Here is a 26514-nt window from a genome sequence, read left to right as displayed (position 1 = left end):
GCGTCGGGACTTTGGTGATCGGCCGCGTCAGGATCGTGGTGAGCGTCGGGACTTTGGTGATCGGCCGCGTCAGGATCGTGGTGAGCGTCGGGACTTTAGCGACCGTCCCCGCCAGGATCGCGGTGACAGGTCGTTCGACCGTGCCGGCGGAGCCCCCGAACACAACGCCCGGGACCTGCGCAGCTCCAACCGGGTCGACCGCCCGCGTTCGCCGGAGATTGACCCCGACGTCACAGGGACAGAACTGGACCGCGTCACTCGCGCCCAGCTGCGGACCTTGGAATCCAAGAACGCTGAATGGGTTGCCAAGCACTTGGTGATGGCCGGACGGCTACTCGACGAGGAACCGGAACTGGCCTTCCAGCATGCCTTGGCGGCAAGCCGCAGGGGCGGGCGTATGGCACCGGTGCGAGAAGCCGTCGGCCTGACTGCCTACGCGGCCGGTCACTACGGTGAAGCCCTGAGGGAGTTCCGCACCTTCCGCCGGATCAGCGGTTCCAACGAGCACCTGCCGATCATGGCCGACTGCGAACGTGGCCTCGGGCGCCCGGACAGGGCGTTGGAGCTGACACGATCAGAGGACGCCGAAACTCTGGATACGACGGGCAAGGTGGAGCTGGCGATTGTGGCTTCCGGTGCCCGCTCCGATCTGCAGCAGTATGATGCGGCGGTTGCAGCCTTGGAGATTCCGCAACTGGACCGGAACAGGGCGTTCTCCTACAGCCCGCGGCTCTTCCGCGCTTATGCGGACGCTTTGGATGCCGCTAACCGCAGCGAGGAAGCACAGCAGTGGAGACGCCAGGCGATGGTGGCCGAAAACGCTCTGGGTGTGGGAGATTTTGCCGAACCTGAGATTGTCGACTTGGTCGGCGATGACATGGAACCGGCCGACGGCCCGCGCGAGGCAGGATCCGCTGCTGAAGAGCCAGCTCTGGTCGGCGACGCCGGGATGACCGGGCCGGTTGATTCTGAAGAGGCCATGCCGGACAACGGTGAAACCGAAACTGCGGACGAGTCTCCGGCAGGCTCCGATGAAGTGGCTGCTCCAGCTGCTACGGACGCCGAAGCTACGGACGCCGAAGCTACGGACGCCGAAGCTACGGACGCCGAAGCTACGGACGCCGTAGACACGGACGTCGAAGCCACGGGCGCTCCCGGCGCCGCACCTGCGCCGTCCAGCAGGGACAATGACGGGTAAGCCCCTGATCTCCGGCTACGACGCCGTGCTGTCGGATCTGGACGGCGTCGTCTACGCAGGGCAGAAGGCCATCCCCGGAGCCGTCGAAGCGTTGAAGCGCCTCGCGGAGACCCGGACCGCACTGGGGTACATCACCAACAACGCGTCCCGGTCACCGGCGCAGGTGGCCGCTCATTTGCGCGAGCTCGGTGCGCCGGCCACCGCCGATCAGGTCTTCGGATCGGCACGCGCCGGTGCGCTGATGCTTGCGCGGCACGTTCCCACGGGCTCCAAAGTCCTGGTCACGGGAAGCCAGACACTGGCGGATGAAACAGCGGCCCAGGGCTTCGTCCCGGTCCGCTCCGCCCTTGACGCTCCGGTCGCCGTGATCCAGGGGTTCGACCCGGAGCTGAGCTGGAAGGACCTGGCGGAGGCGTCATTCGCGGTCGCCGCCGGCGCCGTCTGGATCGCCACCAACACCGACCTGACCATTCCTCGGGAGCGTGGCATCGCCCCCGGAAACGGGTCATTGGTGGCCGCCGTCCAGGCGGCCACCGGTGTGGCCCCTCTGGTCGCAGGAAAGCCGGAAGCGGGCATCTTTACGACGGCGGCTGCGGCGTTGGGAGCGCACCGGCCGTTGGTGGTGGGGGACCGGCTCGACACTGACATCCTGGGCGGCAACAACGCAGGCATGGACACGGCAGTCGTACTGACCGGCATCGACGGGGTCGAAACGGTGCTCGCCGCGCGCACGGCGGAACGGCCACGGTATCTGCTGGGCAGCCTGACCGAATTGTACCGGCCCTATCCTGCCGTTACGCCTGACGGCTCCGGGTTCCGCTGCGGTGCAGCGCTGGCCGCCGTCGAAAACGGAAAGCTCACCGTCTCCGGCAGCCGGGAGGACGTGGACACCTGGCGGGCCACCTGCGCGGCCTGGTGGGATGCCTATCCGCACCAGTCGTCCCCGGCCATGCCTGACCTTTCGGACTGAACGCCGATATTAGACTGACTCATGCGGTTGGGTACATCCGCCGACGCAAGGGAGGAAAGCTTGCACCTGCCAGAAACAGGCGAAAGCGGCGGCCAGATGCAGCCGCAGTGGCCGGTCCCCGGTGACTCCACGGCCGACGAGTCAGTCGACACCATCATCTCCGCCCTGACCCGTATTCCGGACCTCCCGGTACGCGAGCACCAAGCGGTGTACCAGCAGGTCCATGACGATTTGTTGGCCGACCTGGAGACCGAGGCTGATTGAGCCCAATGCCCAGACTGGACCAGGAGCTCGTTGCCCGCGGATTGGCACGGTCCCGTACCCATGCAGCGAAGCTCATAGCGTCAGGGCGGGTCAGCCGTGCCGGAACCGTTCTGACCAAGGCGTCGGCCGCCGTCGGCCCGGACGACCGGCTGGTTGTGGCCGCCGACGGAGGCCCCGATTACGTCAGCAGGGCCGGACACAAACTGGCCGGCGCCCTGGCGGCCTTCCCCGCAGTTGATCCGACCGGCCTGCGCTGCCTCGATGCCGGAGCTTCTACCGGCGGTTTCACCGATGTACTGCTTCGCTCCGGTGCGCGGGAGGTCGTCGCCGTGGACGTCGGGCATGGCCAGCTCGTCGACGCGATTCGCACGGACAGCAGGGTCAGGGTGTTCGAAGGCATGAACGTCCGGTATCTCGACCCGGCAGCGATCGGCGGCCCGGTGGATCTGACCGTCGCGGATTTGTCGTTCATCTCCCTCACCATGGTCATCGAACCCTTGGCCGGCGCCACCCGTCCGACCGGGAATCTCCTGCTGATGGTCAAGCCGCAGTTCGAGGTTGGCCGCGAACGGCTGGCGCGCACCGGCGTCGTAAGTTCACACGCGGAACGCTACAGGGCGGTACGCAACGTTGTTGCCGCGGCCTTGGAGAGGGGGCTGGACGTACGCGGATTGGCGGCCAGTCCGCTCCCGGGACAGGACGGGAACGTCGAATATTTCCTGTGGATAAGTGTGCCGCCGGGGGCTCCCGAGCGCAGAACGGGTAGTGTGCTGCAGGGGGCAGTAGACGCAGCAATGGCCGATTTCCCGCAGGATCGGGGAGCTCGGCCGGACCAGTTGAATGAACCGAGAGGGCAGGAACCGGAAGTGGAGCGATGAGCCGGCGGATATTGGTGCTCGCGCATACCGGGCGGGCAGACGCCTTGGCGGCCGCCCAGGAAACGTGCGCCCAACTCCACTCGTCGGGCCTGGTGCCGGTCATGCGACGGGAGGAGGTCGGACACCTCCAGGAGACCTATGGCGAGCTGGCCGTTCCCACCGAGATCCTGGACGAGGACATCAGCCTGGACGGTGTCGATCTGGGCATGGTGCTCGGCGGTGACGGCACCATCCTGCGCGCCGCTGAACTGGTCCGGGAATCGGACGTCCCGCTGCTTGGCGTCAACCTTGGACATGTCGGCTTCCTGGCCGAGAGCGAGCGGGCGGACCTGGCCCAGACGGTCCACTGGGTGGTAAACCGCGAATACACAGTTGAAGAGCGCCTGACCATTGACGTGCAGGTGTGGCTGGACAAGCGCAAGATTGGCCATACCTGGGCGCTGAACGAGGCAGCGGTGGAAAAAGGCGACCGGCAGCGGATGCTGGAAGTAGTGGTCGAAGTCGATGCCCTGCCCATCAGCTCGTTCGGGTGCGACGGCGTGGTGATGGCCACCCCCACCGGGTCCACGGCCTATGCCTTCTCGGCGGGCGGCCCGGTGGTTTGGCCGCAGGTGGAAGCCCTGCTGATGACACCGATCAGCGCCCACGCGCTGTTCGCCAAACCGTTGGTGGTTGCCCCGGATTCGATCATGGCAGTGGAAGTGCTCAGCCGCAGCGATGCCAACGGCGTATTGTGGTGCGACGGCCGCCGCAGCTTGGAGCTGCCGCCCGGTTCCCGGATCGAAGTGACCCGCTCCAACAAACCCGTGCGGCTGGCCCGCACCCGGAGAACGCCGTTCTCGGAGCGTTTGGTCCGCAAATTTGAACTACCGACGTCGGGATGGCGCGGCCCCGTCAGCCCCTCGGAAGAACAACCGCCGACCTCGTCCCTGCCTACCGTGCGAACAGTGGAACCACGTTACGCCCAGCCAAGCCAGGAGGCGCCAAAGTGATCGAAGAAATCCGGATCCGCAACCTGGGCGTCATCACCGAGGCCACGCTTCCGTTGGGGCCGGGCCTGTCGGTGGTGACGGGCGAGACCGGAGCCGGCAAGACCATGGTGGTCACCGCGCTTGGCCTGCTGCTGGGAGCCCGCGCCGACGCCGGGGCCGTGCGGACCGGGGCACCCAACGCCGTGACCGAGGCCGTGGTTCGGCTTGCCGCGGGAAGTCCTGCCCTGGCCCGCGCCGGTGAAGCGGGGGCGGACATCGACGAGTTCGACGGCGGAGCCGAACTGATGCTCGCCCGTACGGTGAACGCCGACGGCCGCAGCCGCGCGCACGTCGGCGGCCGGGGAGCGCCGGTGGGAACGCTGGCCGAAATAGGCGGTCACCTGGTGGCGGTCCACGGCCAAACAGACCAGCTGCGGCTCAAGAGCCAGCAGGCGCAGCGGGAAGCGCTGGACAAGTTCGCCGGTGAAGCCCTCACCACGGCGCTGTCCGGTTACGCGGCATCGTTCGCCCGGTGGAAGGAAGCCAACGCCGAGCTGGAGACCCTGCGCACCGAAGCCCGCGAACGGCTGCGCGAAGCCGAGGCGCTGCAGCAGGCACTGGAGGAAATTGACGGGCTGGACCCCCAGCCCGGTGAAGACGACGCCCTCAAGGCCGAAGCCGTGAAGCTGGCGAACGTCGAGGAACTGCGGGCTGCTGCCACTTTGGCGCACCAGGCACTCGTGGCCGAGGAGTACACCGACTCTCCGGACGCGACGGCCCTGGTGGACGCTGCGAAGCGGTCGCTGGAGCAGGTCCAGGACGAAGACGCCGAACTGGGCCGCGCTGCGGCCCGGCTGGCCGAAGTCGGAATCATCCTGGCCGACGTCGCCGCGGAGTTGGCGAGCTACGGCGCCTCGCTGGACAGCGAGGGCCCGGGCAGGCTGGAAGAGGTCGAAGCGCGCCGGGCCGACCTGGCACGGCTTGTGCGCAAATACGCGCCCAGCATCGACGAAGTGCTCGAGTGGGCCGTTCAGGCCCGCAGCCGCCTGGAGGACCTGACCGACGACTCCAGCCGGATCGAGCGGTTGGAGGCGGAAATCGCCGAACTGGACTCCGCCTTGGCGGTCCAGTCCGCCGCCGTGACGGCGCTGCGGCGTGAAGCCGCTGCCGAACTTGGCCGCCGGGTCGGCGCAGAACTGTCGGCCCTTGCCATGGCCGAGGCCGAACTGTTGATCGATATCGAACCGGCGCCCGCCCTGACGGTGCACGGCGCCGACGTCATCACGTTCTTGCTGAAGCCGCACCGGGGCGCCCCGCCGCGCCCGCTCGGCAAGGGTGCCTCCGGCGGTGAACTGTCCCGCGTGATGCTGGCCATCGAAGTGGTGCTGGCGGAGGTGGATCCCGTGCCCACCTTCGTCTTCGATGAAGTCGATGCCGGCGTCGGCGGCAAGGCAGCCGTCGAGATCGGCCGTCGCCTGGCCATGCTGGGCCGCTATGTGCAGGTCATCGTGGTGACGCACCTGCCGCAGGTGGCGGCCTTCGCCGACCAGCACATCCGCGTGATCAAGACGGCTGGCGGGGACGACGGCGGAATGACCGCCAGTGACGTCCGGTTGCTCGACGACGAGGAACGGGTGACCGAACTGGCCCGCATGCTTGCGGGCCAGGAAGAATCCCATTCCGCCCGGGCCCACGCCCAGGAACTGATCGATGGAGCGAGGGCGCTGTAGCATCGGCTACAGGCACGACCAGCCCCGCCGCCGGCGGGGGAGGAGTTGACCGGACGGTGTGTGTTCGCACACCCGGCAGCGGTCGGAACGGCCTTGAGATCCGAGGGCGTCCAGAAAGGTGATAGGCTCGAATTCCGTGGTGCAGCGAACTAATTCCCGGTTTTCCAAGTCGTCCAAGACGACCAAACATATCTTCGTCACCGGCGGCGTGGCGTCCTCGCTCGGGAAGGGACTGACGGCTTCAAGCCTCGGCCACCTGCTCCGTGCCCGCGGCCTCTCCGTGACGATGCAGAAGCTCGATCCCTATCTGAACGTGGATCCGGGCACGATGAATCCCTTCCAGCACGGTGAAGTCTTCGTCACGGACGACGGCGCGGAAACCGATCTGGATATCGGACACTACGAGCGGTTCCTGGACGAGAACCTGGACGGCTCGGCAAACGTGACCACCGGCCAGGTTTACTCCACGGTGATCGCCAAGGAACGCCGCGGCGAATACCTCGGCGACACCGTTCAGGTCATCCCGCACATCACCGACGAGATCAAGCGCCGCATGCGCCTGCCCGCCGAGCCTGTCGCGGGTAAGAAGGTTCCGGACGTGATCATCACCGAGATCGGCGGCACCGTCGGCGACATCGAGTCGCAGCCGTTCCTCGAATCCGCCCGCCAGGTCCGCCAGGACGTCGGGAGGAACAACGTGTTCTTCCTCCATGTCTCGCTGGTGCCGTACATCGGCCCGTCGCATGAGTTGAAGACCAAGCCGACACAGCATTCCGTCGCCGCGCTTCGCTCCATCGGCATCCAGCCGGACGCCATCGTCATCCGGTCCGACCGGGAAGTCCCCGCGGCGATGCGGGAGAAAATCGGCCGCATGTGCGACGTGGACATCGACGCAGTCATTGGCTGCCCGGACGCGCCGAGCATCTACGACATCCCCAAGACCCTGCACTCGCAGAACCTGGACGCGTACATCGTGCAGCACCTTGACCTGAAGTTTAAGGATGTCAACTGGACGAAGTGGGACCGACTGCTGTCGGCGGTCCACAACCCGAAGCACCACGTCGAGGTGGCGCTGGTGGGCAAGTACATCGACCTGCCCGACGCCTACCTGTCGGTGACCGAAGCGCTGCGCGCCGGCGGCTTCGCCAACCAGACCCGGGTGAAGATCCGTTGGGTTCCCTCGGACGACTGCGCCACCGAAGAGGGCGCGGCCGCCGCACTCGCCGGCGTGCACGCCATGTGCGTGCCCGGCGGCTTCGGCATCCGTGGCCTGGAGGGCAAGCTCGGCGCACTCAGGTACGCCCGCGAACACAAGCTGCCCACCCTTGGGCTGTGCCTGGGCCTGCAGTCGATGGTGATGGAGTACGCCCGCAACATCGTGGGACTGGAAGACGCTTCGTCCACCGAGTTTGATCCGGACACCAAGCACCCGGTGATCGCCACCATGGCCGAGCAGCTGGACATCGTCGACGGCAAGGGCGATTTGGGCGGCACCATGCGCCTGGGCCTGTACGAGGCAGCGCTGCAGTCCGGTTCGGTCGTTGCAGAGACCTACGGCAGCACCAAGGTCAGCGAACGTCACCGTCATCGCTACGAGGTCAACAACGAATACCGCGACCAGCTGGCTGCGGCGGGCCTGGTTTTCTCGGGTACCTCCCCGGACGGCAAGCTGGTGGAGTTCGTTGAACTGCCCCGTGACGTGCACCCGTACTACGTCTCCACCCAGGCGCATCCGGAACTCAGCTCGCGCCCCACGCGGCCGCACCCGCTGTTCGCAGGCCTCGTTGCCGCCGCCCTGGAACATGGCAAGGCCAAGACACCGGCAAAGTCCGGAGCCTGAGTGTCGGCACACCCCGAGGCCTTCGCGGACGTCCCTGATCCGCGTCCGCTGGTCGACAGCCGTACGGTGTACCGGGGACGCATCTGGGACGTGGTCAGCGACACCTTCACCCTCGGCCCGGGTACCGGCGAGACGTTGGTGCGCGACTACATCGCACATCCGGGGGCGGTGGCCATCCTGGCGATGGACACGGCGGGACGGGTCCTGCTGCTGAGGCAGTACCGGCAGCCCACCAAGATGTCGCTGTGGGAGATCCCCGCGGGCCTGCTGGACGTGGACGGCGAGGACTTCGTGGATGCCGCGGTGCGGGAGCTTGCCGAGGAAGCGGATCTGGTGGCCGGCCGCTGGAACGTGCTGGTGGACTTTTTCAATTCGCCCGGGTCATCCAGCGAGGCGATCCGGATCTACCTGGCCCGTGACCTCTCGGAGGTTCCGGAAGCCGAGCGGCATCAGCGCACCGATGAGGAAGCCGAGATCGAGCACCTCTGGGTGGATCTGGACGACGCGGTGGACGCGGTCATGGCCGGACGGCTGCACAATCCGTCGGCCGTGACCGGGGTGCTCGCCGCCGCCAGGGCTGCCGCCACCGGCTTCGAGGACCTGCGCCCGGCAGATGCTCCATGGCCCGAGCATCCCAGCCGGCGCCCGGACGGTGCAGCTGGAACCGGCCGGGACTGATCCGCCATCGCGTCCGTGCAGGCCCCGTCAGCCAAAGGAGACGAATTCACCGCGACGCCGCTGGGCCGCGCCGCAGGTGACTACTTGCAGCACATGGCGGTGGAACGCGGGCTGGCGGCCAACACCGTAGCGGCCTACCGCAGGGACCTGGGCCGTTACCTGCGTTTCCTGCAGGCGCGCGGGGTTGGCGAGCCGGCCGTGGTGACCCGGCACGATGTCACGGCGTTTGCCCAAGCCATCACCGATGGGTCCGACGGCGCCGCCGCGCTGAGCGTCAGGTCCGCGGCGCGGACCATCGTGGCCGTGCGGGGGCTGCATAAGTTTTGGACGCTTGAAGGGATCACGGAAACCGACCCCGCCACTGACGTGCACCCGCCGATGCCCGGCAAGCGCCTGCCGAAGGCGATTTCCGTAGCCGCTGTGACCCGGATCCTCGAGTCGGCCGGGGCAGACACCCCCACCGGGCTGCGCGACCGGGCGCTCTTGGAGTTCCTGTACGCGACCGGCGCGCGGATCAGCGAAGCGGTTGGCCTGGACGTCGACGATGTCAGCGTCGAACCGCAAGGCGACGGTCCCGCCGTCGTCCGCCTGTTCGGGAAAGGGTCCAAGGAGCGGCTGGTGCCGCTGGGCTCCTTCGCTGCCCAGGCGGCGGACGCGTACCTGGTCCGGGGACGCCCGGCTCTGGCCGCGAAGGGACTCGGCACACCGGCGTTGTTCCTGAACGCCCGCGGCGGCCGGCTGAGCCGCCAAAGCGCCTGGACCATTTTAAAGACTGCCGCGGAGAAGGCCGGGATCGCCCAGCCCGTTTCTCCCCACACCCTGCGGCACTCCTTCGCCACCCACCTGCTGGAGGGCGGCGCGGACGTCCGGGTGGTGCAGGAGCTGCTGGGCCACGCGTCCGTCACCACGACGCAGATCTACACGCTCGTCACCGCCGATACCCTGCGCGAGGTTTACGCGGCGGCGCATCCGCGGGCCCGGGGCTGACGGGTATCCGCGGAGCGCGGGTTCGCCGCAGCGGAACATAACCCCCGGAGCCATGGCGCCGGGTTAGACTCGCTGCCATGACTGTCGCCGTTGCCCTGTGCTTCCTGCTCCGGGAGGAGGACGGGCGCCGTTACGTGCTCCTCGGCCGGAAGAAGACCGGGTTCGGCACCGGGAAGGTCGTGGGGGTCGGCGGCAAGGTGGAGCCGGGGGAGGGCGACGACGATGCAGCCTGCCGGGAGATGCAGGAAGAGACCGGAGTACGCGTCGGGCCCGAGGCGCTGGAGCAGGCCGGACGGATTTTCTTCGATTTCCCGGAACAGCCCGCGTGGAACATGGACACCGCGCTCTTCGTGGCCCGGCGGTGGGAGGGCGACCCGGTCGAGTCTGCGGAAATTGCCCCGGCCTGGTACCGCGTGGACCGGCTGCCGCTGGGGCAGATGTGGCAGGACGCCGGCCATTGGCTGCCGCTGGCGCTGTCGGGGCAGCGGCCGCGGCTGCGGGTGCTGATGCAGCCGGATAACGAAACAGTGGCCGGCGTCGAGAATCTCGACACCGGCCACCGCGTGGCTTGGCAGACTTAGCGTCCCAGCTCCCGCTGGGCGGGCCCGTTGTATTCACTGAGCGGACGGATCAGCGAGTTCGACTCCAGCTGCTCCATGATGTGCGCGGTCCAGCCGGTGATCCGGCTGGCCACGAACAGCGGAGTGAACATTTCCGTGTCGAACCCCATCAGGTGGTAGGTGGGGCCGGCGGGGTAGTCCAGGTTCGGCTTGATGTCCTTCGCCTCGGCCATCGCGTGCTCCAGGCCGTCGTACAGGCCGAGGATTTCGGGGCGGCCGTAGTGGTCGATCATCTTGTCGAGGGCGGCCTTCATGGTCGGCACGCGGGAATCACCGTGCTTGTAGACCCGGTGGCCGAAGCCCATCACCTTCTTCTTTTCCGCCAGGGCCTGCTCCATCCAGGTCCGGGCCCGGGCGGCGGCCTCCTCGCGGGTTTCGTCGGTGCGGATGCCGATTTGTTCGAAGGTGTGCATCACCGCTTCGTTGGCGCCGCCGTGCAGCGGGCCTTTCAGCGCGCCGATGGCACCGGTGACGGCCGAGTGCAGGTCGGACAGCGTGGAGGTGATGACCCGGGCGGTGAAGGTGGAGGCGTTGAACGAGTGTTCGGCGTACAGGATCATGGAGACGTTGAACGCCTCCACGACCTCGGGGGCTGCCTCCTCGCCGAAAGCCATCCAGAGGAAGTTCGCCGCGTAGCCCAGGTCTTCGCGCGGTTCCACCAGGTCCTGGCCGCGGCGCCTGCGCTGGTCGTAGGCCACGACCGCCGGGAAGGCCGCAAACAACTCCAGGGCCTTGGCCATGTTCGCCTTCGGCGACGAATCCTCGGCCAGCCGGTGGCGGGCGCCGATCACGCTGGCCGCGGTCCGGCAGACGTCCATCGGGTGGGCTTCAACCGGCAGCGAATCGATGACCGACTTCACCACCGGATCCAGTGCGCGGCCGCCGCGTTCGGCCGCGGTGAAGTCCCGCAGCTGGTCCGCGTCGGGCAACTCTGAGTTCCACAGCAGATACGCCACCTCTTCGAAGCTGCAGTGCGCGGCCAGGTCCTGGACCGGGTATCCGCGGTACAGCAGCGAGTTGGTCTCCGCGTTGACCTTGGAGATCTTCGTGGTGTCGACGACGACGCCGGCCAGCCCCTTGCGGATCTGCGGTGCTTCGGTTGATGCATCGGTGCTCATGGCGACTCCTATGTCTTGTGGTCAGTGCCGGCCGGGCACCGGGAAATTGAATACAGAGGTGTCGAATTGGTTATACGCCTCATAATCCACCAATTCGTACAAACGCGCACGGGTGAGCATGTCCGCGACCTGCGATTGCTGGGTCCCGTCGGCCTTGATGGCGTCGAGGGTCCGCTCGGCCGCGCCCATGGCGCTGCGCAGCAGGGTGACCGGATAGATCACCATGGTGACCCCGGCGGACGACAGCTGGTCCGCGGTGAACAGGTCGCTCTTGCCGAACTCGGTCATGTTGGCCAGCACGGGCACGTCGACTGCTTCGCGGATGGCAGCGAATTCCTCCAGTGTCCTCATGGCTTCCGGGAAGATGGCGTCGGCGCCGGCGTCGACCAGCGCGCGGGCACGGTCCTGGGCGGCAGCCAGGCCGTCGACGGCTCGGATATCGGTCCGCGCCATGATCAGGAAGTTTTCGTCCCGGCGGGCGTCCGCGGCGGCGCGGATCCGCTTGCTCGCGGTCTCCAGGTCCACCACGTTCTTGCCGTCCAGGTGGCCGCAGCGCTTGGGATTGAACTGGTCCTCGATGTGGCAGCCGGCCAGGCCCGCGTTCTCCAGCTCCTGGATGGTGCGGGCCACGTTCATGGGTTCGCCGAAGCCGGTGTCGGCGTCCACCAGGGCCGGCAGGTCGGTCATCCGCGCGATTTGGCCGGCCCGGGCAGCGACTTCGGTCAGCGTGGTCAGGCCGATGTCCGGCAATCCCAGGTCGTTGGCCAGCACGGCGCCGGAGATGTACACGCCGTCGAACCCCTTCTCCTGGATCAGCCGCGCCGAGAGGGGATTGAACGCGCCGGGGAACTGCTGCAGCTCCCCGGAAGCCAGCCCCTCGCGCAGTGTCCGGCGCTTCTGCTCCGGGGTGGTCGCAGAGTAAAGCATTTAGAACAGCCCCTTCGGTCCGGCCGCGAGGTCGATGACCCCGCCGGCTGCCTGGATATTCAGCTGGTCGAGCTCACCGGCGGCGAGTTCGGGCAGGCGCTCGGCGGCGGCCAGGAACCTGTCGATTTCGGCATCGTCAACGATTCCAGCCGCCAGCGTACGCAGCTTGTTGACGTACTGTTCCCGCGCGAACGGGCGGGCGCCCAGCGGGTGGGCATCGGCCACGGCGATGTCGTCGGTGATGACCGTGCCGTCGGCCAGGGTGATCTCCACGGAGCCGCCGAATGCCTTCTCGGAGACGTCCAGCGAATGGTAGCGGCGGGTCCACTCGGGGTCTTCTTCGGTGGTGACCTTCTGCCACAGCGCCACGGTGTCCGGTCGGGCGGCCCGCTCGGGGGCGTACGAGTCAACGTGGTGCCAGGCGCCGTCCTGCAGCGCCACGGTAAAGATGTACGGGATCGAGTGGTCCAGTGTTTCGCGGGACGCCGCGGGGCTGTACTTCTGCGGATCGTTCGCGCCGGAACCAATCACGTAGTGCGTGTGGTGGCTGGTCTTGATCAGCACCGACTTCACGTTCTCGGCGCGGGTGGCTTCCGGGTGCGCGCGGTGCAGCTTGCGGGCCAGGTCGATCCAGGCCTGGGCCTGGTACTCGGCCGAGTGCTCCTTCGTGTAGGTGTCCAGGATGGCGCGCTTGGGCTCGCCCGGGGCCGGCAGCGGGACGTCGTAGGAGGCGTCGGGGCCGTCCAGGAGCCAGGCGATGACTCCGTCCTCGCCCTCGTAGATCGGCACGGGAGAGGTCTGTCCGCGCATGGCCCGGTCCACGGCTTCCACGGCCATCTTGCCGGCGAAGGCCGGTGCGTGGGCTTTCCAGGTGGAGATTTCGCCCTTGCGGGATTGGCGCGTCGCCGTCGTCGTGTGGAGCGCCTGGCCGACAGCCTGGAAGATGGTCTCCACGTCCAGGCCCAGCAGCGTGCCGATGCCGGCGGCGGCCGACGGGCCCAAATGGGCAACATGGTCGATCTTGTGCTTGTGCAGGCAGATGGCCTTGACCAGGTCCACCTGGATCTCGTAACCGGTGGCGATGCCGCGCATCAAATCCCGGCCACCCGCGCCGACGTGCTGGGCCACCGCGAGGATCGGCGGGATATTGTCGCCCGGGTGCGAGTAGTCGGCGGCCAGGAACGTGTCGTGGTAATCCAGTTCGCGCACGGCCACGCCGTTGGCCCAGGCCGCCCACTCCGGGGAGGTTTTCCCGGCGACGCCGAAGACCCCGGCGCCCTTGCCGCCGCCGGAGACCGGGTGGCTCAGCGCCTGCGCCCGTGCGGCGATAATCGGCCCGCGGTTCAGGGAGGCGACCGCCACCGAGGCATTGTCGATGATCCGGTTGATGACCATCTCGGCTACGTCGTCGGTAACCTCCACCGGGTCGGTGGCTACCCGGGCAATCTTCTGGGCTAGCTGGTCCTCGCGCGGCAGGTTCTCTTCGCTGCGGTAGACGCGAACGTGGTGCTTGACGGTCATTCAGGCTGTCCTCTCGGCTGGCAGGTCGATCCGGTGTTTCGGATCGGTGGTCTTGAAGTGTTCAAGGCTCTGGTGGAGATGGATGCGGGTGGCCGCGGCTGCCACCTGGCTGTCGCCGTCTGCGATGGCGCCGGCGATATTGGCGTGTTCGGCCGCCGACGCCAGCAGGCGGGCCGGGTTGTCCCGCGCGAGCCGGCGGATCCTCACCAAGTGGACGCGCAGGTTGGCCATCGCTTGGCGGAGGTAGGTGTTGGCAGCGGCGCGGTCCACTGCGGCGTCCAGCCTGCCGGCCAGCTCGTAGTATGCCCGGGGATCCGGCACGGCGCCGCGCATGGCCTCGGCAGCCGCAAGGAATTCCTGCTGCAGCCGCCGGAATTCGGCCGGTTCGCCGCGTTTGGCGGCCAAAGCCGTCGCCTGGCACTCCAACGCCGTGCGCAGTTCGAAGAGCTCGGTGACGTTCTCCAGCGAGACATCGGCGACGACGACCCCGCGTCCGGTGTGGGGCGTCGTCAGCCCTTCCGCGGTCAGCCGGCCCAACGCCTCGCGGAGCGGGGTGCGGGAGATGCCCAGCCGGGCGGCCTGTTCCACCTCGGCCAGGACGGTACCCGGAGGCAGCCGCCATTCCACAATGTCCTCGCGCAGCGACCAGTACGCCCGTTCGCCGGCACGCAAGTTCTGCTTCATGGTGCCAGTGTATACACAGTTGCGTCAGTCGTGCGTGAAAAGCGGAAAAAGCGCCGAGTTTGTATACATCGGTGCGCCGCCGGGCTCTCGAAGCGGGTCTTTTACCCCGCCCAGGGCGCTGAACCTTAGACCTCTACTTGAAGCTAAAGGCTCGCCGGTCATCAGCCGCCTTTCGATCGATAACAGGACGGTCACTGTAACCTTGTCAGGAAGAAGAACGGCAGCGAAACGATGGAAGCTGGGTTAGATACGTGAGCAGCGAACAAGGTTCGACAACCACTCTGCGGCAAGCGGACGAGGATGTCCTGGGCCCGACCGGGCGGCCGCTGACCGAGTTCCCAGAACCGCCCGTCCTGACGTCCCATGGTCCCGCGCGAATCGTGGCCATGGTCAACCAAAAGGGCGGGGTCGGCAAGACCACGTCCACCATCAACCTCGGCGCAGCCCTGGCCGAGGTCGGCCGCAAGGTCCTGCTGGTCGATTTCGACCCGCAGGGCGCCCTGTCCGCGGGGCTGGGCACCAATCCGCATGAGTTGGACCTGACCGTCTACAACGTGCTGATGGACCGCAAGACCGACATCCGCGAGGCGATCCAAGCCACGGACGTGGAAAACATCGACCTGCTGCCGGCCAACATCGACCTCTCGGCCGCGGAGGTGCAACTGGTCAACGAGGTGGCGCGCGAACAGGTTTTGGCCCACGCGCTGCGCAAGGTCGAGGACGACTACGACGTCATCCTGATTGACTGCCAGCCCTCGCTGGGCCTGCTGACCGTTAACGCGCTCACCGCAGCCCACGGCGTGATCATTCCGCTCATCTGCGAGTTCTTCGCCCTGCGCGCGGTGGCGCTGTTGGTGGAGACCATCGAAAAGGTCCAGGACCGGCTGAACCCGCGCCTGCAGATCGACGGCGTGTTGGCCACGATGTACGATGCCCGCACCCTGCACAGCCGCGAGGTCATCGGCCGGCTGCTGGAAGCGTTCGGCGACAAGGTCTTCGAAACCGTGATTAAGCGCACCATCAAGTTCGCCGATGCCACCGTCGCCGCCGAACCGATCACCAGCTACGCGGGCAACCACGCCGGCGCGACCGCCTACCGCGACCTGGCCAAGGAGCTCATCGCCCGCGGCGGCGCCCCCTGATGAGGCCGGCGCCGGCAGGGACAGTCCCGGCAGGGACGGTGCCGGCGGGCGGTGCCCCGGCACGGCAGGACTCCGTGACCGGCGTCCAGGAGGGCGACCGGAAGCCGGCGGGCTTCGCCGTCACCCTGGACAATTTCAGCGGGCCGTTCGATTTGCTGCTGGGGCTGATTTCCAAGCACGAACTGGACATCACGGAAGTGGCGCTTGCCCGCGTCACCGACGAGTTCATCTCCTACATCCGCCGCCTGCAGGCCGACGGCAACGACAAGGCCCTGGACGAAGCCAGCGAGTTCCTCGTGATCGCGGCGACCCTGCTGGACCTGAAGGCCGCCCGGCTGCTGCCTACCGGCGAGGTGGAGGACGACGAGGACATCGCCCTGCTCGAGGCCCGGGACCTGCTCTTCGCCCGGCTGCTGCAGTACAAGGCCTTCAAGGAAATCGCGGCCCTGCTGGGCCAGCGCCTGGCCCGGGAGGCAGAACGCTTCCCGCGGCAGGTTGCGCTGGAGCCGCAGTTCGCGGCGCTGCTGCCCGAGCTCGTGTGGCGCACGCCGCTGGCGGAGTTTGCCGCCCTTGCGGCCAAAGCACTGGAGCCCAAGGAGCCCGCGCCGACCCAGGTGGGGCTCGCGCACCTGCATGCGCCGCCGGTCAGCGTGAAGGAGCAGGCGGCCATCCTTGGGGCACGCCTGCAGGCGGGCCGGCCGCTGTCGTTCCGTGCGCTCACCGATGACGCGGACGGCGCGCTGGTGGTGGTTGCGCGGTTCCTGGCGCTGTTGGAGATGTTCCGCGACGGCGTCATCGCGTTCGACCAGGTTGCGCCGCTCGGCGAGCTGACGGTCCGCTGGACCGGCCCGGATACGGATTGGACCGGCGATAGCCTCAGCGAAGAATATGACAACGCACCGGCGGCCGACACGGCCACGGACGGAACGGAGGGACGCGATGACTGATCCGCTGGAGGAATCGGCCGGGCCCCGGATCGACGTGGAGGCGTTGCCGGGCGGTGCCCGCGCCGCCTTGGAAGCGGTCCTGATGGTGATCGACGAACCGGCCACCGATGTTGAATTGGCCACAGCACTGGCCCTGCCGGTGGACACCGTCCGGGCCCTGCTGCTGGACCTGCAGCAGGATTACGACGGCGGTGCACCCGGCAGGCCCGCCGCGGAGCCGCGGGGCTTTGAGCTGCGCAACATCGCCGGCGGTTGGCGGATCTTTTCGCGCAGTGATTTCGCGCCGCTGGTGTCCCGCTTCGTGCTGGAAGGCCAGACCGCGCGGTTGACCCAGGCCGCGTTGGAGACGCTGGCCGTCATCGCGTACCGGCAGCCGGTCTCGCGGGCCCGCGTTTCGGCGATTCGAGGGGTCAATGTCGATTCCGTGGTTCGTACACTGACTCAGCGCGGACTCATCGAGGATTCCGGCACCGATCCGGAGACCGGAGCCATCCTGTACCGGACCACCTCTTATTTTCTGGAAAGATTGGGGATAGGAAGCATCGGCGAACTGCCGGAGATCGCCCCGCATCTGCCGGGGCTGGAAAACCTGTCCGAGTACGACGACGCTTCGCTCTAGGCTGCCGGCCTCCGGCAGCAGCAGACCATTGCAGTAGTTTCCACGGGTAAGGATCCACCATGACACAACCGCCTCGTTCCGGTTCCGGACGGAACAACCCCCGCGGCGGAAAACGTCCGGGCGACGGCCGCCGGCCGGACGATGCTGAGCGCCGTCCGCAGGGCGGTTCCGCCCAGGGACGCGGCCGGCCCGGTCAGGGGTCCGGCGGCGCTGGCCGGACCGGTGCCGGCAAGCCGGGCGGCGACCGTTTCGGCGCGGCCGGACGGGACCAGGGCCGTAACGAGTTCGGCAAGAGCTCCGGTCAGCCGGGAGCCCGCCGCGGTCCGGCCGACCCCGGCGCGGCCAAGCACGGCAGCCGCAAGCCGTCGACGGCCGGTCCGGGCGCAGGAAAGCCAGGCAAACCGGCCGGCGGCAAGGCCGCAGGCAAGGCAGCGGGCAAGGCCGGTGCCGGCAAGTCACGCGGCGGGAAGCCGCAGCGACCCGCCGGCCCGCAGCCCTTCGGGCGGGAGCGCTTCGGCCAGAACCTCGGACCGGTCAGCCGTCCGGGCCGTCCCTCGCGGGCGGGAGCGGGAGCGTCCTCCGAGCTGCACGATCCCGAGGGAGTGCGCCTGCAGAAGGTCCTCGCCGGGGCCGGTGTGGCCTCCCGCCGCGTGTGCGAAGAATTGATCCAGGCCGGACGGGTCGAAGTGGACGGCGTGGTCGTGCGCGAACTCGGCGTGCGCGTCGACCCGTCCCGCGCCGTGATCCATGTGGACGGTATCCGCGTCCAGATGGACGAAACGCTCACGTACCTGGTCTTTAACAAGCCCAAGGGCGTCGTCTCCACCATGGAGGATCCGGAAGGACGCCCCTGCATCAGCGACTACCTCAAGCCGCAACAGGGCCAGCGGCTGTTCCACGTGGGCCGGCTGGACCAGGCCACCGAAGGCCTGCTGCTGCTGACCAACGACGGCGAACTCGCCAACCGCCTCACCCACCCGTCCTACGAGGTCCCCAAAACGTACCTGGTGCAGGTCCGCGGGCCCATGCCGCACGGCGTCGGGGCGCGGATGAAATCCGGAATCGAACTGGAAGACGGCGTGTCGTCGGTCGATTCGTTCAAGCTGGTCGACTCCACGCCGGGACATGTCCTGGTGGAAGTCGTGCTGCATTCGGGCAAGAACCGCGTCGTGCGCCGGTTGTTCGACGCCGTCGGCCACCCCGTGGAACGGCTCGTCCGGATCCAGTTCGGCCCCATCCGGCTGGGTGATCAGCGACAGGGCAGCATCCGCGCCCTGGGCCGCCAGGAAGCAGGGCATCTGCTGGCCTTGGTGGGGATGTAGCCGGTGAACCCAGCACACGCGCAGGCCACCCATCTGTCCGGTCCGGTCCTGGTGATCGGGACCGGGCTGCTCGGAGCCAGCATCGGGCTTGGCCTGCGTGCCCGCGGTATCGATGTCCTGCTCTCGGACCCGTCGCCGTCGGCCCAGGCCGTGGCGCAGGACATCGGTGCCGGACGGATCCTGCCCGCCGGGGAGAGGGTGGAACCCCAGCTGGTCGTCGTCGCGGCGCCGCCGGACGTCACCGCCGCCGTCGTGTCGCGGGCCCTGCGCGACTACCCGGACGCCGTCGTCGTGGATATTGCCAGCGTCAAGACGGCCGTCTTCGAGGCGCTGGCCAAGGATCCGGACCTGGGGGAGGCGGACCTTGGCCGTTACGTGGGCACCCACCCGATGGCGGGACGGGAAAAGTCCGGCCCGGTCGCTGCCCGCGGCGAGATCTTCACGTCGATGCCGTGGGTCCTGTGCCCGTCGGAGTTGTCCCTGCCGGGTGCGGTGAAGACCGCACACGCGCTGGCGATCGACCTGGGCGCGGTGGTTTCCCACATGTCGGCCGACGAACATGACGCCTCCGTGGCGTTGATCTCGCACCTGCCGCAGGTGATGTCGTCGCTGCTGGCCAGCCGGCTGCAGGACACGCCGGCGCACGCCTTGTCCCTTTCCGGCCAGGGCCTGCGCGACGTCACCCGGATCGCCGCCAGCGACCCGGCGTTGTGGGTGCAGATCCTCGGCGCGAACGCGTCCCGGCTCGTGCACATCCTGTACGGCGTCCGCGAGGACCTGGAACGGCTGATCACGACGCTTGAGCACCCCGAGGCCGACGGCTCCCGGTTGGACCTGGCCCAGCTGATCAGCGAGGGCAACGCCGGCCAGGCACGGATACCCGGCAAGCACGGTGCCCCTCCGCAGGCGTTCGCGTGGCTGACCGTCCTGGTCGACGATACGCCGGGCCAAATCGCCCGCCTGCTCACCGAGATCGGCGAGGTGGGCATCAACCTGGAAGACCTGCGCCTGGAGCACTCGGCCGGCCAGCCGGTGGGGCTGGCCGAGCTCGCCGTGCTGCCCGGCAAGCGGCACGAATTGATTGATTATTTGACCTCACACGGATGGAAGGTTGTGCAATGAGCGCGGCGGAAGTGGATATGGCTCGTTACCGGCAGGGCAAGGCGCTGGTGGTTGCCATCGACGGGCCGTCGGGCTCCGGAAAGTCGTCCGTCAGCAAGGAAGCCGCCCGCCGGCTGCACGCGTCCTATCTCGACACCGGCGCCATGTACCGGGCCGTGACCTGGTACTGCGTCAACACCGGTGTGGACCTGGCGGATGCGGCGGCCGTCGAGCAGGCCAGCAAGGACGTCGACCTGCAGATCAGCACCCATCCCGACGACGAGTATGTGCGCATCGGCTCGACGGACATCACCGACGAGATCCGCGAGCCGTCAATCTCCGCATCCGTGAGCGCCGTGGCCACCACGCTGGGAGCGCGGGCCGAGCTGGTCCGGCGGCAGCAGCAGATCATCGCCGATTCCGGCCGCCGGATCGTTGCCGAGGGCCGCGATATCACCACGGTGGTTGCTCCCGACGCCGAGGTGCGGCTGCTGCTGACCGCCAGCGAAGAGGCGAGGCTGCGCCGGCGCGGCCTCCAGCTGGGCGGGACGCAGAGCGACGCCGACCTGCACGAGCAGGTGCTGGCCCGCGACGCGAAGGATTCGACGGTCGTGAACTTCTCCGAGGCCGCCGACGGCGTCTTCACCGTGGACTCCTCCGATCTTGATTTCGAACAAACCGTCGAAGCGGTGCTCGCCGTCGTGCGGCATGCCGCCCACTGAACCAGCCGGCGCCGGCACCGGCGCGGGTCACCGGCGGCAGCGGGATGCCATCCCTCGCCGCGGCCGCGTTTTCCACGTGGCGTTCGTCTCCCCGGAGACCTGCCGGCGGCTGCCCTCGGTGTCCGGCCGTGTTTCAATGGACACTGCAGCCGAAGAGATCCGCCGGCAGCTGTCCGGCCATTGCCGGCACAGCGTGGCGTTTACCGGGCAGCCGCTTCCGGCCAACCACGCCCGCGACGACAATCGGCTTGCTGCCTACCCAGAAGGAACAGACGATGAGTGACACCCAGCCCGGATCCTCCCCGGCGGACCGGCCGGCCGACGAGGAATACCGTCCGGCGGGCGAGGACCAGATCGCCGAGCACATGCTTGAGCTCGATGACGCCGAAGCCGAATTGCGCGCCGCTTCGCTGCGCGCCGGCCTGGCCGACTACGACCTTGACGACGAGGACGCCGCGCTGCTGGCCGCGGCCGGAGAGCCCGTCCCCGAAGACGAACCGCTGCGGGTGGCGCCCGTGCTGGCCATCGTCGGCCGGCCCAATGTGGGCAAGTCGACGCTGGTGAACAGGATCCTGGGCCGGCGCGAGGCAGTGGTCGAAGACACCCCCGGCGTTACCCGCGACCGGGTCTCCTACTCGGCCCACTGGAACGGACGCCCCTTCACCCTGGTGGACACCGGCGGCTGGGAGCATGATGCCCGCGGCATCCACGCCCGCGTCGCCGACCAGGCCGAAATCGCGGTGGACATGGCCGATGCCGTCCTGCTGGTCGTCGACGCCAACGTGGGGGCCACAGCCACCGACGAAGCAGTGGTGAAGATGCTCCGGCGCAAGAAGAAGCCGGTCATCCTCGTGGCCAACAAGGTGGACGACATGGCCCAGGAAGCCGAAGCCGCCACCCTCTGGGGCCTTGGTTTCGGCGAGCCCTATCCCGTATCGGCACTGCACGGCCGTGGTACGGCCGACATGTTGGACGCCGTCATGGAGGTGCTGCCGGAGTTCTCCGCGTACGGGGGACTGGAACGCACCGGGGGGCCCCGCCGGGTGGCGCTGATCGGCCGCCCGAACGTGGGCAAATCGTCGCTGCTGAACAAGCTGGCCGGCAGCGAGCGGGTAGTGGTCGACTCGATCGCCGGCACCACGCGCGATCCGGTCGACGAAATGATCGAACTGGGCGGACGCACGTGGCGCTTCGTCGACACGGCCGGGATCCGCCGCCGCGTGCACATGCAGCAAGGTGCCGACTTCTATGCTTCGCTCCGCACGCAGGCAGCGCTCGAAAAGGCGGAGGTCGCCGTCGTGCTGTTGGCCGTGGACGAAGTGCTCAGCGAGCAGGATGTGCGCATCCTGCAGCTGGCCATCGATTCCGGCCGGGCGCTGGTGCTCGCCTTCAACAAGTGGGACCTGCTGGACGACGACCGCCGCCGGTACCTCGAACGCGAGATCGAGCAGGACCTGGCCCACGTGGACTGGGCGCCCCGGGTGAACATCTCGGCCAAGACCGGCTGGCACAAGGACAAATTGGTCCCGGCGCTGGACCGCGCCCTCGAATCCTGGGACAAGCGCATCCCCACCGGCCGCCTCAACGCCTTCCTGGGCGAGCTGGTCGCGGCCCACCCGCACCCGGTGCGCGGCGGCAAGCAGCCGCGCATCCTGTTCGGCACGCAGGCTTCCTCCCGGCCGCCGAAGTTCGTGCTGTTCACCACCGGTTTCCTGGACCCCGGCTACCGCCGCTTCATCACCCGCCGGCTGCGTGAAACATTCGGCTTCGAAGGCACCCCGATTGAGGTCAGCATGCGGGTGCGCGAGAAGCGGTCCCGCAAGCACTGATCCGGCCCCGGCGCGCGGTCCGGGCACCGGCGCCACCGCCCCGCGGGGGCGCCGGTGGTCATGGCGCAAGGAAAAATGCTGTACAGTATTTGAGGTGGTTCCGCCGGTTGCATGAAGGCGGAACTTCGGGTTGTGGCGCAGCTTGGTAGCGCACTTGACTGGGGGTCAAGGGGTCGCAGGTTCAAATCCTGTCAACCCGACAGCAAGGGATCCGGTCCGCGAGGGCCGGGTCCCTTTTCCATTGGCTTGTGCAAGGCCCTCTATGCCTATACTTTCAGCGATGGCGGGGAACGGATCCCTGCCGCAGCAACTGGCCGTCCATGGTGCGAGAAAGGCAACCGATGAGCAATATTCCTGCCGACCTGAAGTACACAGCCGAGCATGAGTGGGTGGCTGCCGCGGACGCCGAGGGCACGGTGCGCCTGGGCATCACCGACTTCGCACAGGACGCCCTCGGCGACGTGGTCTACGTGCAGATGCCGGAAGCCGGCTCTTCCATTACCGCCAATGAGGTCATCGGCGAGGTGGAATCGACCAAGAGCGTCAGCGACATCTACGCTCCCGTCAGCGGCGAAGTCGCGGCCGTCAATGACGCGCTGGAGTCCGACCCCGCCCTGATCAACTCCGATCCGTACGGGGAGGGGTGGCTGCTGGAGGTCAAGCTTTCGGATCCGGCAGCGCTGGAGACTCTGCTCAGTGCCCCGGAGTATGAACAGCAGGTAGGCTAGGAGCTACCGGAGCCACACGACGGCCAACCGGTCCTGAACCGGTTGGCCGCTACATTTCTACGGGAGGAACTATTGATGGTGGGCGAAGCTCGTAACGCCACAAACAGCGGGAACGGCGACGGCCGGAACCCGGAGGCGAACGCGGAAACCACATCCATCTCTTTGCCGCCGCAGACGCTGGTTAACGTCGCCAAACCGAGGCTTACCTCCGAGGAGGAAGCATCGGTGCTGGCGCTGCCTGCGGGGTCGGCGCTGCTGATAGCCCACGGCGGCCCGAACGCCGGGGCGCGGTTCCTGCTGGACCAGGACGTCACCACGGCCGGCCGGCACCCGGAGGCGGACATCTTCCTTGACGACGTCACGGTGTCGCGCAAGCACGTGGAATTCCGCCGCTCCGGCGACGGCTTCATGGTGGTGGACTCCGGCAGCCTCAACGGCACCTACGTCAACAACGACCGCGTGGACAGCCTGCAGTTGCGGACAGGCAATGAGGTGCAGATCGGCAAGTTCCGCCTGACCTACTACGCAGGCACGGCGGCAAAGGGGCAGGGCTAACCTGTGCCCGGGTCCCAGCCAGCACGGCGCACCCTCGGGTCGTCCCGGGAGGGGTACCGCAGCAGCGTCCTCAATATCGGCGAGGTGCTGCAACAGCTGACCGAGGAGTTCCCGCAGATCACGGCTTCCAAGATCCGCTTCCTGGAGGAAAAAGGGCTGATCAGCCCCCAACGCACGCCGGCCGGCTACCGGAAGTACACCACCCAGGACGTTGAACGCCTCCGTTTTGTGCTGGCCCTTCAGCGCGACCAGTACCTGCCGCTCAAGGTCATCAAGGATTACCTCGACGCGATCGACCGTGGCGAGCGGCCGGAAGCCCTTCCCGGCGGCATGACCCTGGCTCCCCGGATGGTCTCGGAACCGCTGGCGGCAGAACTCAATGGACGGGGCCGGGCGCTTACGCGGGCCGAACTGCTGCAGATCAGCGGAGCCTCAGCGGAGCTCGTGGACGACCTTCTCGCCTACGGGCTGATCAACGCCCACGACGCCTGTTTCGATGAACACGCACTCAAGGTCGTGCGCGCCTGCACGCAGCTGGGCAGCCATGGGATCGAACCGCGGCACCTCCGTCCGTTCCGGGCCGCCGCGGACCGCGAGGTCGGGCTGGTGGAGCGCGCCGTGGCACCGCTGGCGTCCCGGCGCGACGTCGCCTCCCGGGCGCGTGCCGCGGAAGCCGCCAAGGAAATCAGCGATCTTTGTTTGAACCTGCACACTGCGCTGGTTCACGGGCACCTGGCCCAAATGGACCGCTGAACGGAGAAGCCATGCTCGAACTCGAGGTTGTCGGAGTCCGCATTGAACTCCCGTCGAACCAGCCGCTGGTGCTGCTCAAGGAAACCGACGGCGAACGACACATACCCATCTGGATCGGGGCGCCGGAAGCCAGCGCGATTGCGTTCGCCCAGCAGGGCATCAAACCGCCGCGCCCCATGACCCACGACCTGCTGCGCGACGTCGTCGACGTGCTCGGCCGGCGCATCACCGAAGTCCGCTTGGTGACGGTCCAGGACACCGTCTTCTTTGCCGAGCTGGTGTTCGACGGCGGGGCCACCGTCAGCTCCCGAGCCTCGGACGCCATAGCCGTGGCACTGCGCGTGCCCTGCCCGATCTACTGCGCGGACGAAGTGATGGACGAGGCCGGGGTCAAGATCGCCGAAGCGGCCGACGACGAGGAATCCGACGGCCAGGCGCAGGAGACCGCGGAGAGCCAGTTGCGCGAGTTCAGGGAATTCCTGGCCGACGTGGAGCCCGAGGACTTCGAGAAATAGCCGACGCCGGCCTCTGGCTCCGGCGCCCCGACCGCCGGTCCCGGGTCCGGGCATCCGACACGCCGCAGCAAAAAAGCCAGCGTCTTTGACCGGCGGCCCCCGCCGTTCTAACGTCGAAGCATACAGTTCCCATTGCAGCGCAGGCCAACTCAGGGCAGACTTAGACCAGACCTCTGGGCTGACTGCGATGCTCATTCCCCACAGGGAACTTCGACAAGGAGGGTTCACGTGAGTCCTAAAGGTGATGCGGGCGAGATGCCGCACGCTCTGCAGACCGGCGCTGCCATACCCGCAAGTGCCCAGGGCTTGCTGTTCACCGAAGACCTGCCCGTGCTGGACGAGGACGCCGGCTACCGCGGTCCCACAGCATGCAAGGCGGCCGGCATCACCTACCGGCAGTTGGACTACTGGGCACGCACCGGACTGGTGGAACCCGCCGTGCGCGGCGCATCGGGCTCCGGCTCCCAGCGCCTTTACAGCTTCCGCGACATCCTGGTCCTGAAAGTGGTCAAGCGCCTGCTCGACACCGGCGTCTCGCTGCAGCAGATCCGCTCCGCCGTTGGCCACCTGCGCGAACGCGGCGTGGAAGACCTGGCCCAGATCACCCTCATGAGCGACGGGGCCAGTGTCTACGAGTGCACCTCCGCAGACGAGGTCATCGACCTGGTCCAGGGCGGACAGGGCGTCTTCGGCATCGCTGTCGGCCGGGTGTGGCGGGAGGTCGAAGGCAGCCTCGCGGAGCTCCCCAGCGAACATGCCGCAGAGGAGCAGGACTTTCCCGACGACGAGCTGAGCCGCCGGCGCGCTGCGCGCAAGATCAGCTGAGCGATAACAACGGCTTAAACAGCGGGAGGGGCTCCGGGGAAACCGGAGCCCCTCCCGTACTTTAAGGTGCGATCCAGGCGGTCCCTGCCGCCGGGCCGGGACCCGCTGCCAACCGGGCCGCCAACCGGGCCGCCAGCCTGGCCGTCAGCTGGGCTGGCGGCGGAGCGCGCGGCTGCGCATCCGCCCGGAGTCGGTCAGGTTCCTGAGCAGCTCGTCGAAAAGCCCGGCCGCCTGCCGTGCCGATTCACCCGGCCACTGGTGGACGGAATGCGCGGCACCCTGGATCTGCTGCCAGTTCGCCTGCTCCGCGATGGTGGGGGAGAGCAGCAGGTCGCCGAACATGGTTTGCATTTCCGCCAGCCGGTAACCGTGCTCATTGGAGCTGGGCCGGACACGGTTGGCCACCACCCCGGCCGTCTTCAGGTCCGGGGCGAATTCTTCCCGGAACAAATCGATGGCCCGCATGGTGCGTTCGGTGCCGGCCACCGAGAAGAGGCTTGGCTCGGCCACAAGCAGCACCCGGGTGCTCGCCGTCCACGCCATGCGCGTCAGTCCGTTGAGCGACGGCGGGCAGTCGATGAGCACCAGAGAGTAATCATTCACGCGGGAGAGCACGGTGGAAAGCCTGCGCAGGTCCCGGCGGCTCAGATCGGGCCGGTCGTAGATGCCGGAGTAGGCAGAACCGATGGCGACGTCGAGAACCTTCCGCCCGGCAGCCGGCGCGCTGCCGGAATCCGCTGACGCCACCCAGCCGCTCGGGGCGACGTTGGCCCGCAGATCGGCTTTGCGCGCGTTCTTGAGGAGCCGGCCGACGTCGGTCTGGCGGGACGGCTTGACGCCGAGTCCCGTGGTCGCGTCAGCATGCGGATCCAAGTCGATGACCAGCGTGGGGATTCCCGCTGCCAGCGCCGCAGAGGCCAGGCCCAGCGTGACCGAGGTCTTGCCAACCCCGCCCTTGAGGCTGCTGATGCTCACTACTTGCACGTAAAAACCAAAACCTAACGTATCGAGTCGTGGGGCTTCTGCGCCGGACCTGTCTTCACGGCACCCTATTCATCATAAGTGGAGCG

Annotated in this window: 27 protein-coding genes and 1 tRNA gene; 23 read left to right on the top strand and 5 right to left on the bottom strand. The window is 67.8% G+C overall.

From position 1 onward, the window contains the following. The first annotated feature begins 277 nt into the window (after positions 1-277). The 10 genes from AC5RVD_RS16770 to AC5RVD_RS16725 all read left to right on the top strand — a co-directional run bounded on the left by AC5RVD_RS16770 (position 278) and on the right by AC5RVD_RS16725 (position 10097). Positions 278-1198 carry a hypothetical protein gene (locus AC5RVD_RS16770; protein ID WP_494127550.1) on the top strand — a complete coding sequence of 307 codons (921 nt, stop codon included), beginning with the start codon at positions 278-280 and terminating at the stop codon, positions 1196-1198. Beyond that, positions 1188-2168, top strand: coding sequence for an HAD-IIA family hydrolase (locus tag AC5RVD_RS16765; RefSeq protein WP_494127549.1), 981 nt, complete (start codon positions 1188-1190; stop codon positions 2166-2168). The genes AC5RVD_RS16770 and AC5RVD_RS16765 overlap by 11 nt, the downstream gene beginning before the upstream one ends. A 60-nt stretch (positions 2169-2228) precedes the next feature. After that, entirely contained in the window at positions 2229-2432 is a 204-nt protein-coding gene (locus AC5RVD_RS16760) for a hypothetical protein (protein WP_494127548.1), read from the top strand. Between the two features lie 5 nt (positions 2433-2437). Further along, entirely contained in the window at positions 2438-3310 is an 873-nt protein-coding gene (locus AC5RVD_RS16755; protein WP_494127547.1) for a TlyA family RNA methyltransferase, read from the top strand. After that, complete coding sequence (locus AC5RVD_RS16750) at positions 3307-4302, top strand: NAD kinase (RefSeq protein ID WP_494113766.1); 996 nt, start codon at positions 3307-3309, stop codon at positions 4300-4302. Before AC5RVD_RS16755 ends, AC5RVD_RS16750 begins: the two co-directional genes overlap by 4 nt. Next, entirely contained in the window at positions 4299-6011 is a 1713-nt protein-coding gene (recN, locus tag AC5RVD_RS16745; protein ID WP_494127546.1) for a DNA repair protein RecN, read from the top strand. The genes AC5RVD_RS16750 and recN overlap by 4 nt, the downstream gene beginning before the upstream one ends. A gap of 118 nt (positions 6012-6129) precedes the next feature. Then, complete coding sequence (pyrG, locus tag AC5RVD_RS16740; RefSeq protein WP_494127545.1) at positions 6130-7851, top strand: CTP synthase; 1722 nt, start codon at positions 6130-6132, stop codon at positions 7849-7851. Further along, positions 7852-8529 carry an NUDIX domain-containing protein gene (locus tag AC5RVD_RS16735; RefSeq protein ID WP_494127544.1) on the top strand — a complete coding sequence of 226 codons (678 nt, stop codon included), beginning with the start codon at positions 7852-7854 and terminating at the stop codon, positions 8527-8529. A gap of 15 nt (positions 8530-8544) precedes the next feature. Beyond that, positions 8545-9516, top strand: a complete 972-nt coding sequence (xerD, locus tag AC5RVD_RS16730; RefSeq protein WP_494127543.1) for a site-specific tyrosine recombinase XerD — start codon at positions 8545-8547, stop codon at positions 9514-9516. A 77-nt stretch (positions 9517-9593) separates the two neighbouring features. Then, entirely contained in the window at positions 9594-10097 is a 504-nt protein-coding gene (locus tag AC5RVD_RS16725; protein ID WP_494127542.1) for an 8-oxo-dGTP diphosphatase, read from the top strand. Here AC5RVD_RS16725 and AC5RVD_RS16720 read toward each other — a convergent pair. From AC5RVD_RS16720 to AC5RVD_RS16705, 4 genes are read right to left on the bottom strand one after another with little or no spacing between them, the layout of a single operon-like run. After that, positions 10094-11254, bottom strand: coding sequence for a bifunctional 2-methylcitrate synthase/citrate synthase (locus AC5RVD_RS16720; RefSeq protein WP_494127541.1), 1161 nt, complete (start codon positions 11252-11254; stop codon positions 10094-10096). The genes AC5RVD_RS16725 and AC5RVD_RS16720 overlap by 4 nt on opposite strands. A 21-nt stretch (positions 11255-11275) precedes the next feature. Further along, positions 11276-12181: a methylisocitrate lyase gene (gene prpB / locus AC5RVD_RS16715; protein ID WP_494127540.1), complete on the bottom strand. Its 906-nt coding sequence runs from the start codon at positions 12179-12181 to the stop codon at positions 11276-11278. Further along, complete coding sequence (locus AC5RVD_RS16710) at positions 12182-13702, bottom strand: MmgE/PrpD family protein (RefSeq protein WP_494127539.1); 1521 nt, start codon at positions 13700-13702, stop codon at positions 12182-12184. It abuts the gene before it with no gap. Beyond that, the gene (locus AC5RVD_RS16705; protein WP_494127553.1) at positions 13703-14374 is read right to left on the bottom strand and encodes a GntR family transcriptional regulator; all 672 of its coding nucleotides are present in this window, start codon (positions 14372-14374) and stop codon (positions 13703-13705) included. Positions 14375-14637: 263 nt separating this feature from the next. On the opposite strand from AC5RVD_RS16705, the gene AC5RVD_RS16700 reads away from it, so the two are divergent. From AC5RVD_RS16700 to AC5RVD_RS16640, 13 genes are all read left to right on the top strand, one after another. Further along, positions 14638-15528 (top strand): ParA family protein, encoded by an 891-nt coding sequence (locus AC5RVD_RS16700; RefSeq protein ID WP_493987502.1) that lies wholly within the window; start codon positions 14638-14640, stop codon positions 15526-15528. Further along, positions 15528-16475 carry a segregation and condensation protein A gene (locus AC5RVD_RS16695; RefSeq protein WP_494113757.1) on the top strand — a complete coding sequence of 316 codons (948 nt, stop codon included), beginning with the start codon at positions 15528-15530 and terminating at the stop codon, positions 16473-16475. Before AC5RVD_RS16700 ends, AC5RVD_RS16695 begins: the two co-directional genes overlap by 1 nt. Continuing rightward, a complete protein-coding gene (scpB, locus tag AC5RVD_RS16690) occupies positions 16468-17094 on the top strand; it encodes an SMC-Scp complex subunit ScpB (RefSeq protein ID WP_494113756.1) in 627 nt (208 codons plus the stop codon). Before AC5RVD_RS16695 ends, scpB begins: the two co-directional genes overlap by 8 nt. A 59-nt stretch (positions 17095-17153) precedes the next feature. Further along, positions 17154-18416 (top strand): pseudouridine synthase, encoded by a 1263-nt coding sequence (locus AC5RVD_RS16685; RefSeq protein ID WP_494127538.1) that lies wholly within the window; start codon positions 17154-17156, stop codon positions 18414-18416. Between the two features lie 3 nt (positions 18417-18419). Then, a complete protein-coding gene (locus tag AC5RVD_RS16680) occupies positions 18420-19538 on the top strand; it encodes a prephenate dehydrogenase (protein ID WP_494113531.1) in 1119 nt (372 codons plus the stop codon). After that, the gene (gene cmk, locus AC5RVD_RS16675) at positions 19535-20239 is read left to right on the top strand and encodes a (d)CMP kinase (protein WP_494109104.1); all 705 of its coding nucleotides are present in this window, start codon (positions 19535-19537) and stop codon (positions 20237-20239) included. The genes AC5RVD_RS16680 and cmk overlap by 4 nt, the downstream gene beginning before the upstream one ends. Before the next feature lie 275 nt (positions 20240-20514). Then, the gene (der, locus tag AC5RVD_RS16670) at positions 20515-22068 is read left to right on the top strand and encodes a ribosome biogenesis GTPase Der (protein WP_494120460.1); all 1554 of its coding nucleotides are present in this window, start codon (positions 20515-20517) and stop codon (positions 22066-22068) included. A 126-nt stretch (positions 22069-22194) separates the two neighbouring features. Then, positions 22195-22268, top strand: a tRNA-Pro gene (locus AC5RVD_RS16665). Between the two features lie 141 nt (positions 22269-22409). After that, the gene (gene gcvH, locus AC5RVD_RS16660; RefSeq protein ID WP_493977985.1) at positions 22410-22796 is read left to right on the top strand and encodes a glycine cleavage system protein GcvH; all 387 of its coding nucleotides are present in this window, start codon (positions 22410-22412) and stop codon (positions 22794-22796) included. Between the two features lie 75 nt (positions 22797-22871). Next, entirely contained in the window at positions 22872-23351 is a 480-nt protein-coding gene (locus AC5RVD_RS16655) for an FHA domain-containing protein (RefSeq protein WP_494113529.1), read from the top strand. A 75-nt stretch (positions 23352-23426) separates the two neighbouring features. Further along, positions 23427-24104 carry a transcriptional regulator FtsR gene (gene ftsR / locus AC5RVD_RS16650; protein WP_494127552.1) on the top strand — a complete coding sequence of 226 codons (678 nt, stop codon included), beginning with the start codon at positions 23427-23429 and terminating at the stop codon, positions 24102-24104. Positions 24105-24115: 11 nt separating this feature from the next. Further along, positions 24116-24619, top strand: a complete 504-nt coding sequence (locus tag AC5RVD_RS16645) for a bifunctional nuclease family protein (protein WP_494113528.1) — start codon at positions 24116-24118, stop codon at positions 24617-24619. A gap of 228 nt (positions 24620-24847) precedes the next feature. Beyond that, positions 24848-25444 (top strand): MerR family transcriptional regulator, encoded by a 597-nt coding sequence (locus AC5RVD_RS16640; protein ID WP_493999446.1) that lies wholly within the window; start codon positions 24848-24850, stop codon positions 25442-25444. Positions 25445-25588: 144 nt separating this feature from the next. Here the strand turns inward: AC5RVD_RS16640 and AC5RVD_RS16635 are convergent, their stop codons facing one another. Beyond that, positions 25589-26428 (bottom strand): ParA family protein, encoded by an 840-nt coding sequence (locus AC5RVD_RS16635; protein WP_494127537.1) that lies wholly within the window; start codon positions 26426-26428, stop codon positions 25589-25591. Positions 26429-26514: the final 86 nt, after the last annotated feature.

The sequence above is a fragment of the Arthrobacter sp. THG-b23 genome (genome assembly GCF_059091265.1).
This window is presented reverse-complemented; position numbering and strand designations above follow the sequence as displayed.

What these genes read in the sequence shown, in the direction of transcription:
- AC5RVD_RS16765 (WP_494127549.1), top strand. Translation starts at nt 1,188, where the DNA reads ATGACGGGTAAGCCCCTGATCTCCGGCTACGACGCCGTGCTGTCGGAT.
- AC5RVD_RS16755 (WP_494127547.1), top strand. Translation starts at nt 2,438, where the DNA reads ATGCCCAGACTGGACCAGGAGCTCGTTGCCCGCGGATTGGCACGGTCC.
- AC5RVD_RS16750 (WP_494113766.1), top strand. Translation starts at nt 3,307, where the DNA reads ATGAGCCGGCGGATATTGGTGCTCGCGCATACCGGGCGGGCAGACGCC.
- AC5RVD_RS16725 (WP_494127542.1), top strand. Translation starts at nt 9,594, where the DNA reads ATGACTGTCGCCGTTGCCCTGTGCTTCCTGCTCCGGGAGGAGGACGGG.
- AC5RVD_RS16720 (WP_494127541.1), bottom strand. Translation starts at nt 11,254, where the DNA reads ATGAGCACCGATGCATCAACCGAAGCACCGCAGATCCGCAAGGGGCTG.
- prpB (WP_494127540.1), bottom strand. Translation starts at nt 12,181, where the DNA reads ATGCTTTACTCTGCGACCACCCCGGAGCAGAAGCGCCGGACACTGCGC.
- AC5RVD_RS16710 (WP_494127539.1), bottom strand. Translation starts at nt 13,702, where the DNA reads ATGACCGTCAAGCACCACGTTCGCGTCTACCGCAGCGAAGAGAACCTG.
- AC5RVD_RS16695 (WP_494113757.1), top strand. Translation starts at nt 15,528, where the DNA reads ATGAGGCCGGCGCCGGCAGGGACAGTCCCGGCAGGGACGGTGCCGGCG.
- scpB (WP_494113756.1), top strand. Translation starts at nt 16,468, where the DNA reads ATGACTGATCCGCTGGAGGAATCGGCCGGGCCCCGGATCGACGTGGAG.
- AC5RVD_RS16685 (WP_494127538.1), top strand. Translation starts at nt 17,154, where the DNA reads ATGACACAACCGCCTCGTTCCGGTTCCGGACGGAACAACCCCCGCGGC.
- cmk (WP_494109104.1), top strand. Translation starts at nt 19,535, where the DNA reads ATGAGCGCGGCGGAAGTGGATATGGCTCGTTACCGGCAGGGCAAGGCG.
- der (WP_494120460.1), top strand. Translation starts at nt 20,515, where the DNA reads ATGAGTGACACCCAGCCCGGATCCTCCCCGGCGGACCGGCCGGCCGAC.
- gcvH (WP_493977985.1), top strand. Translation starts at nt 22,410, where the DNA reads ATGAGCAATATTCCTGCCGACCTGAAGTACACAGCCGAGCATGAGTGG.
- AC5RVD_RS16655 (WP_494113529.1), top strand. Translation starts at nt 22,872, where the DNA reads ATGGTGGGCGAAGCTCGTAACGCCACAAACAGCGGGAACGGCGACGGC.
- AC5RVD_RS16645 (WP_494113528.1), top strand. Translation starts at nt 24,116, where the DNA reads ATGCTCGAACTCGAGGTTGTCGGAGTCCGCATTGAACTCCCGTCGAAC.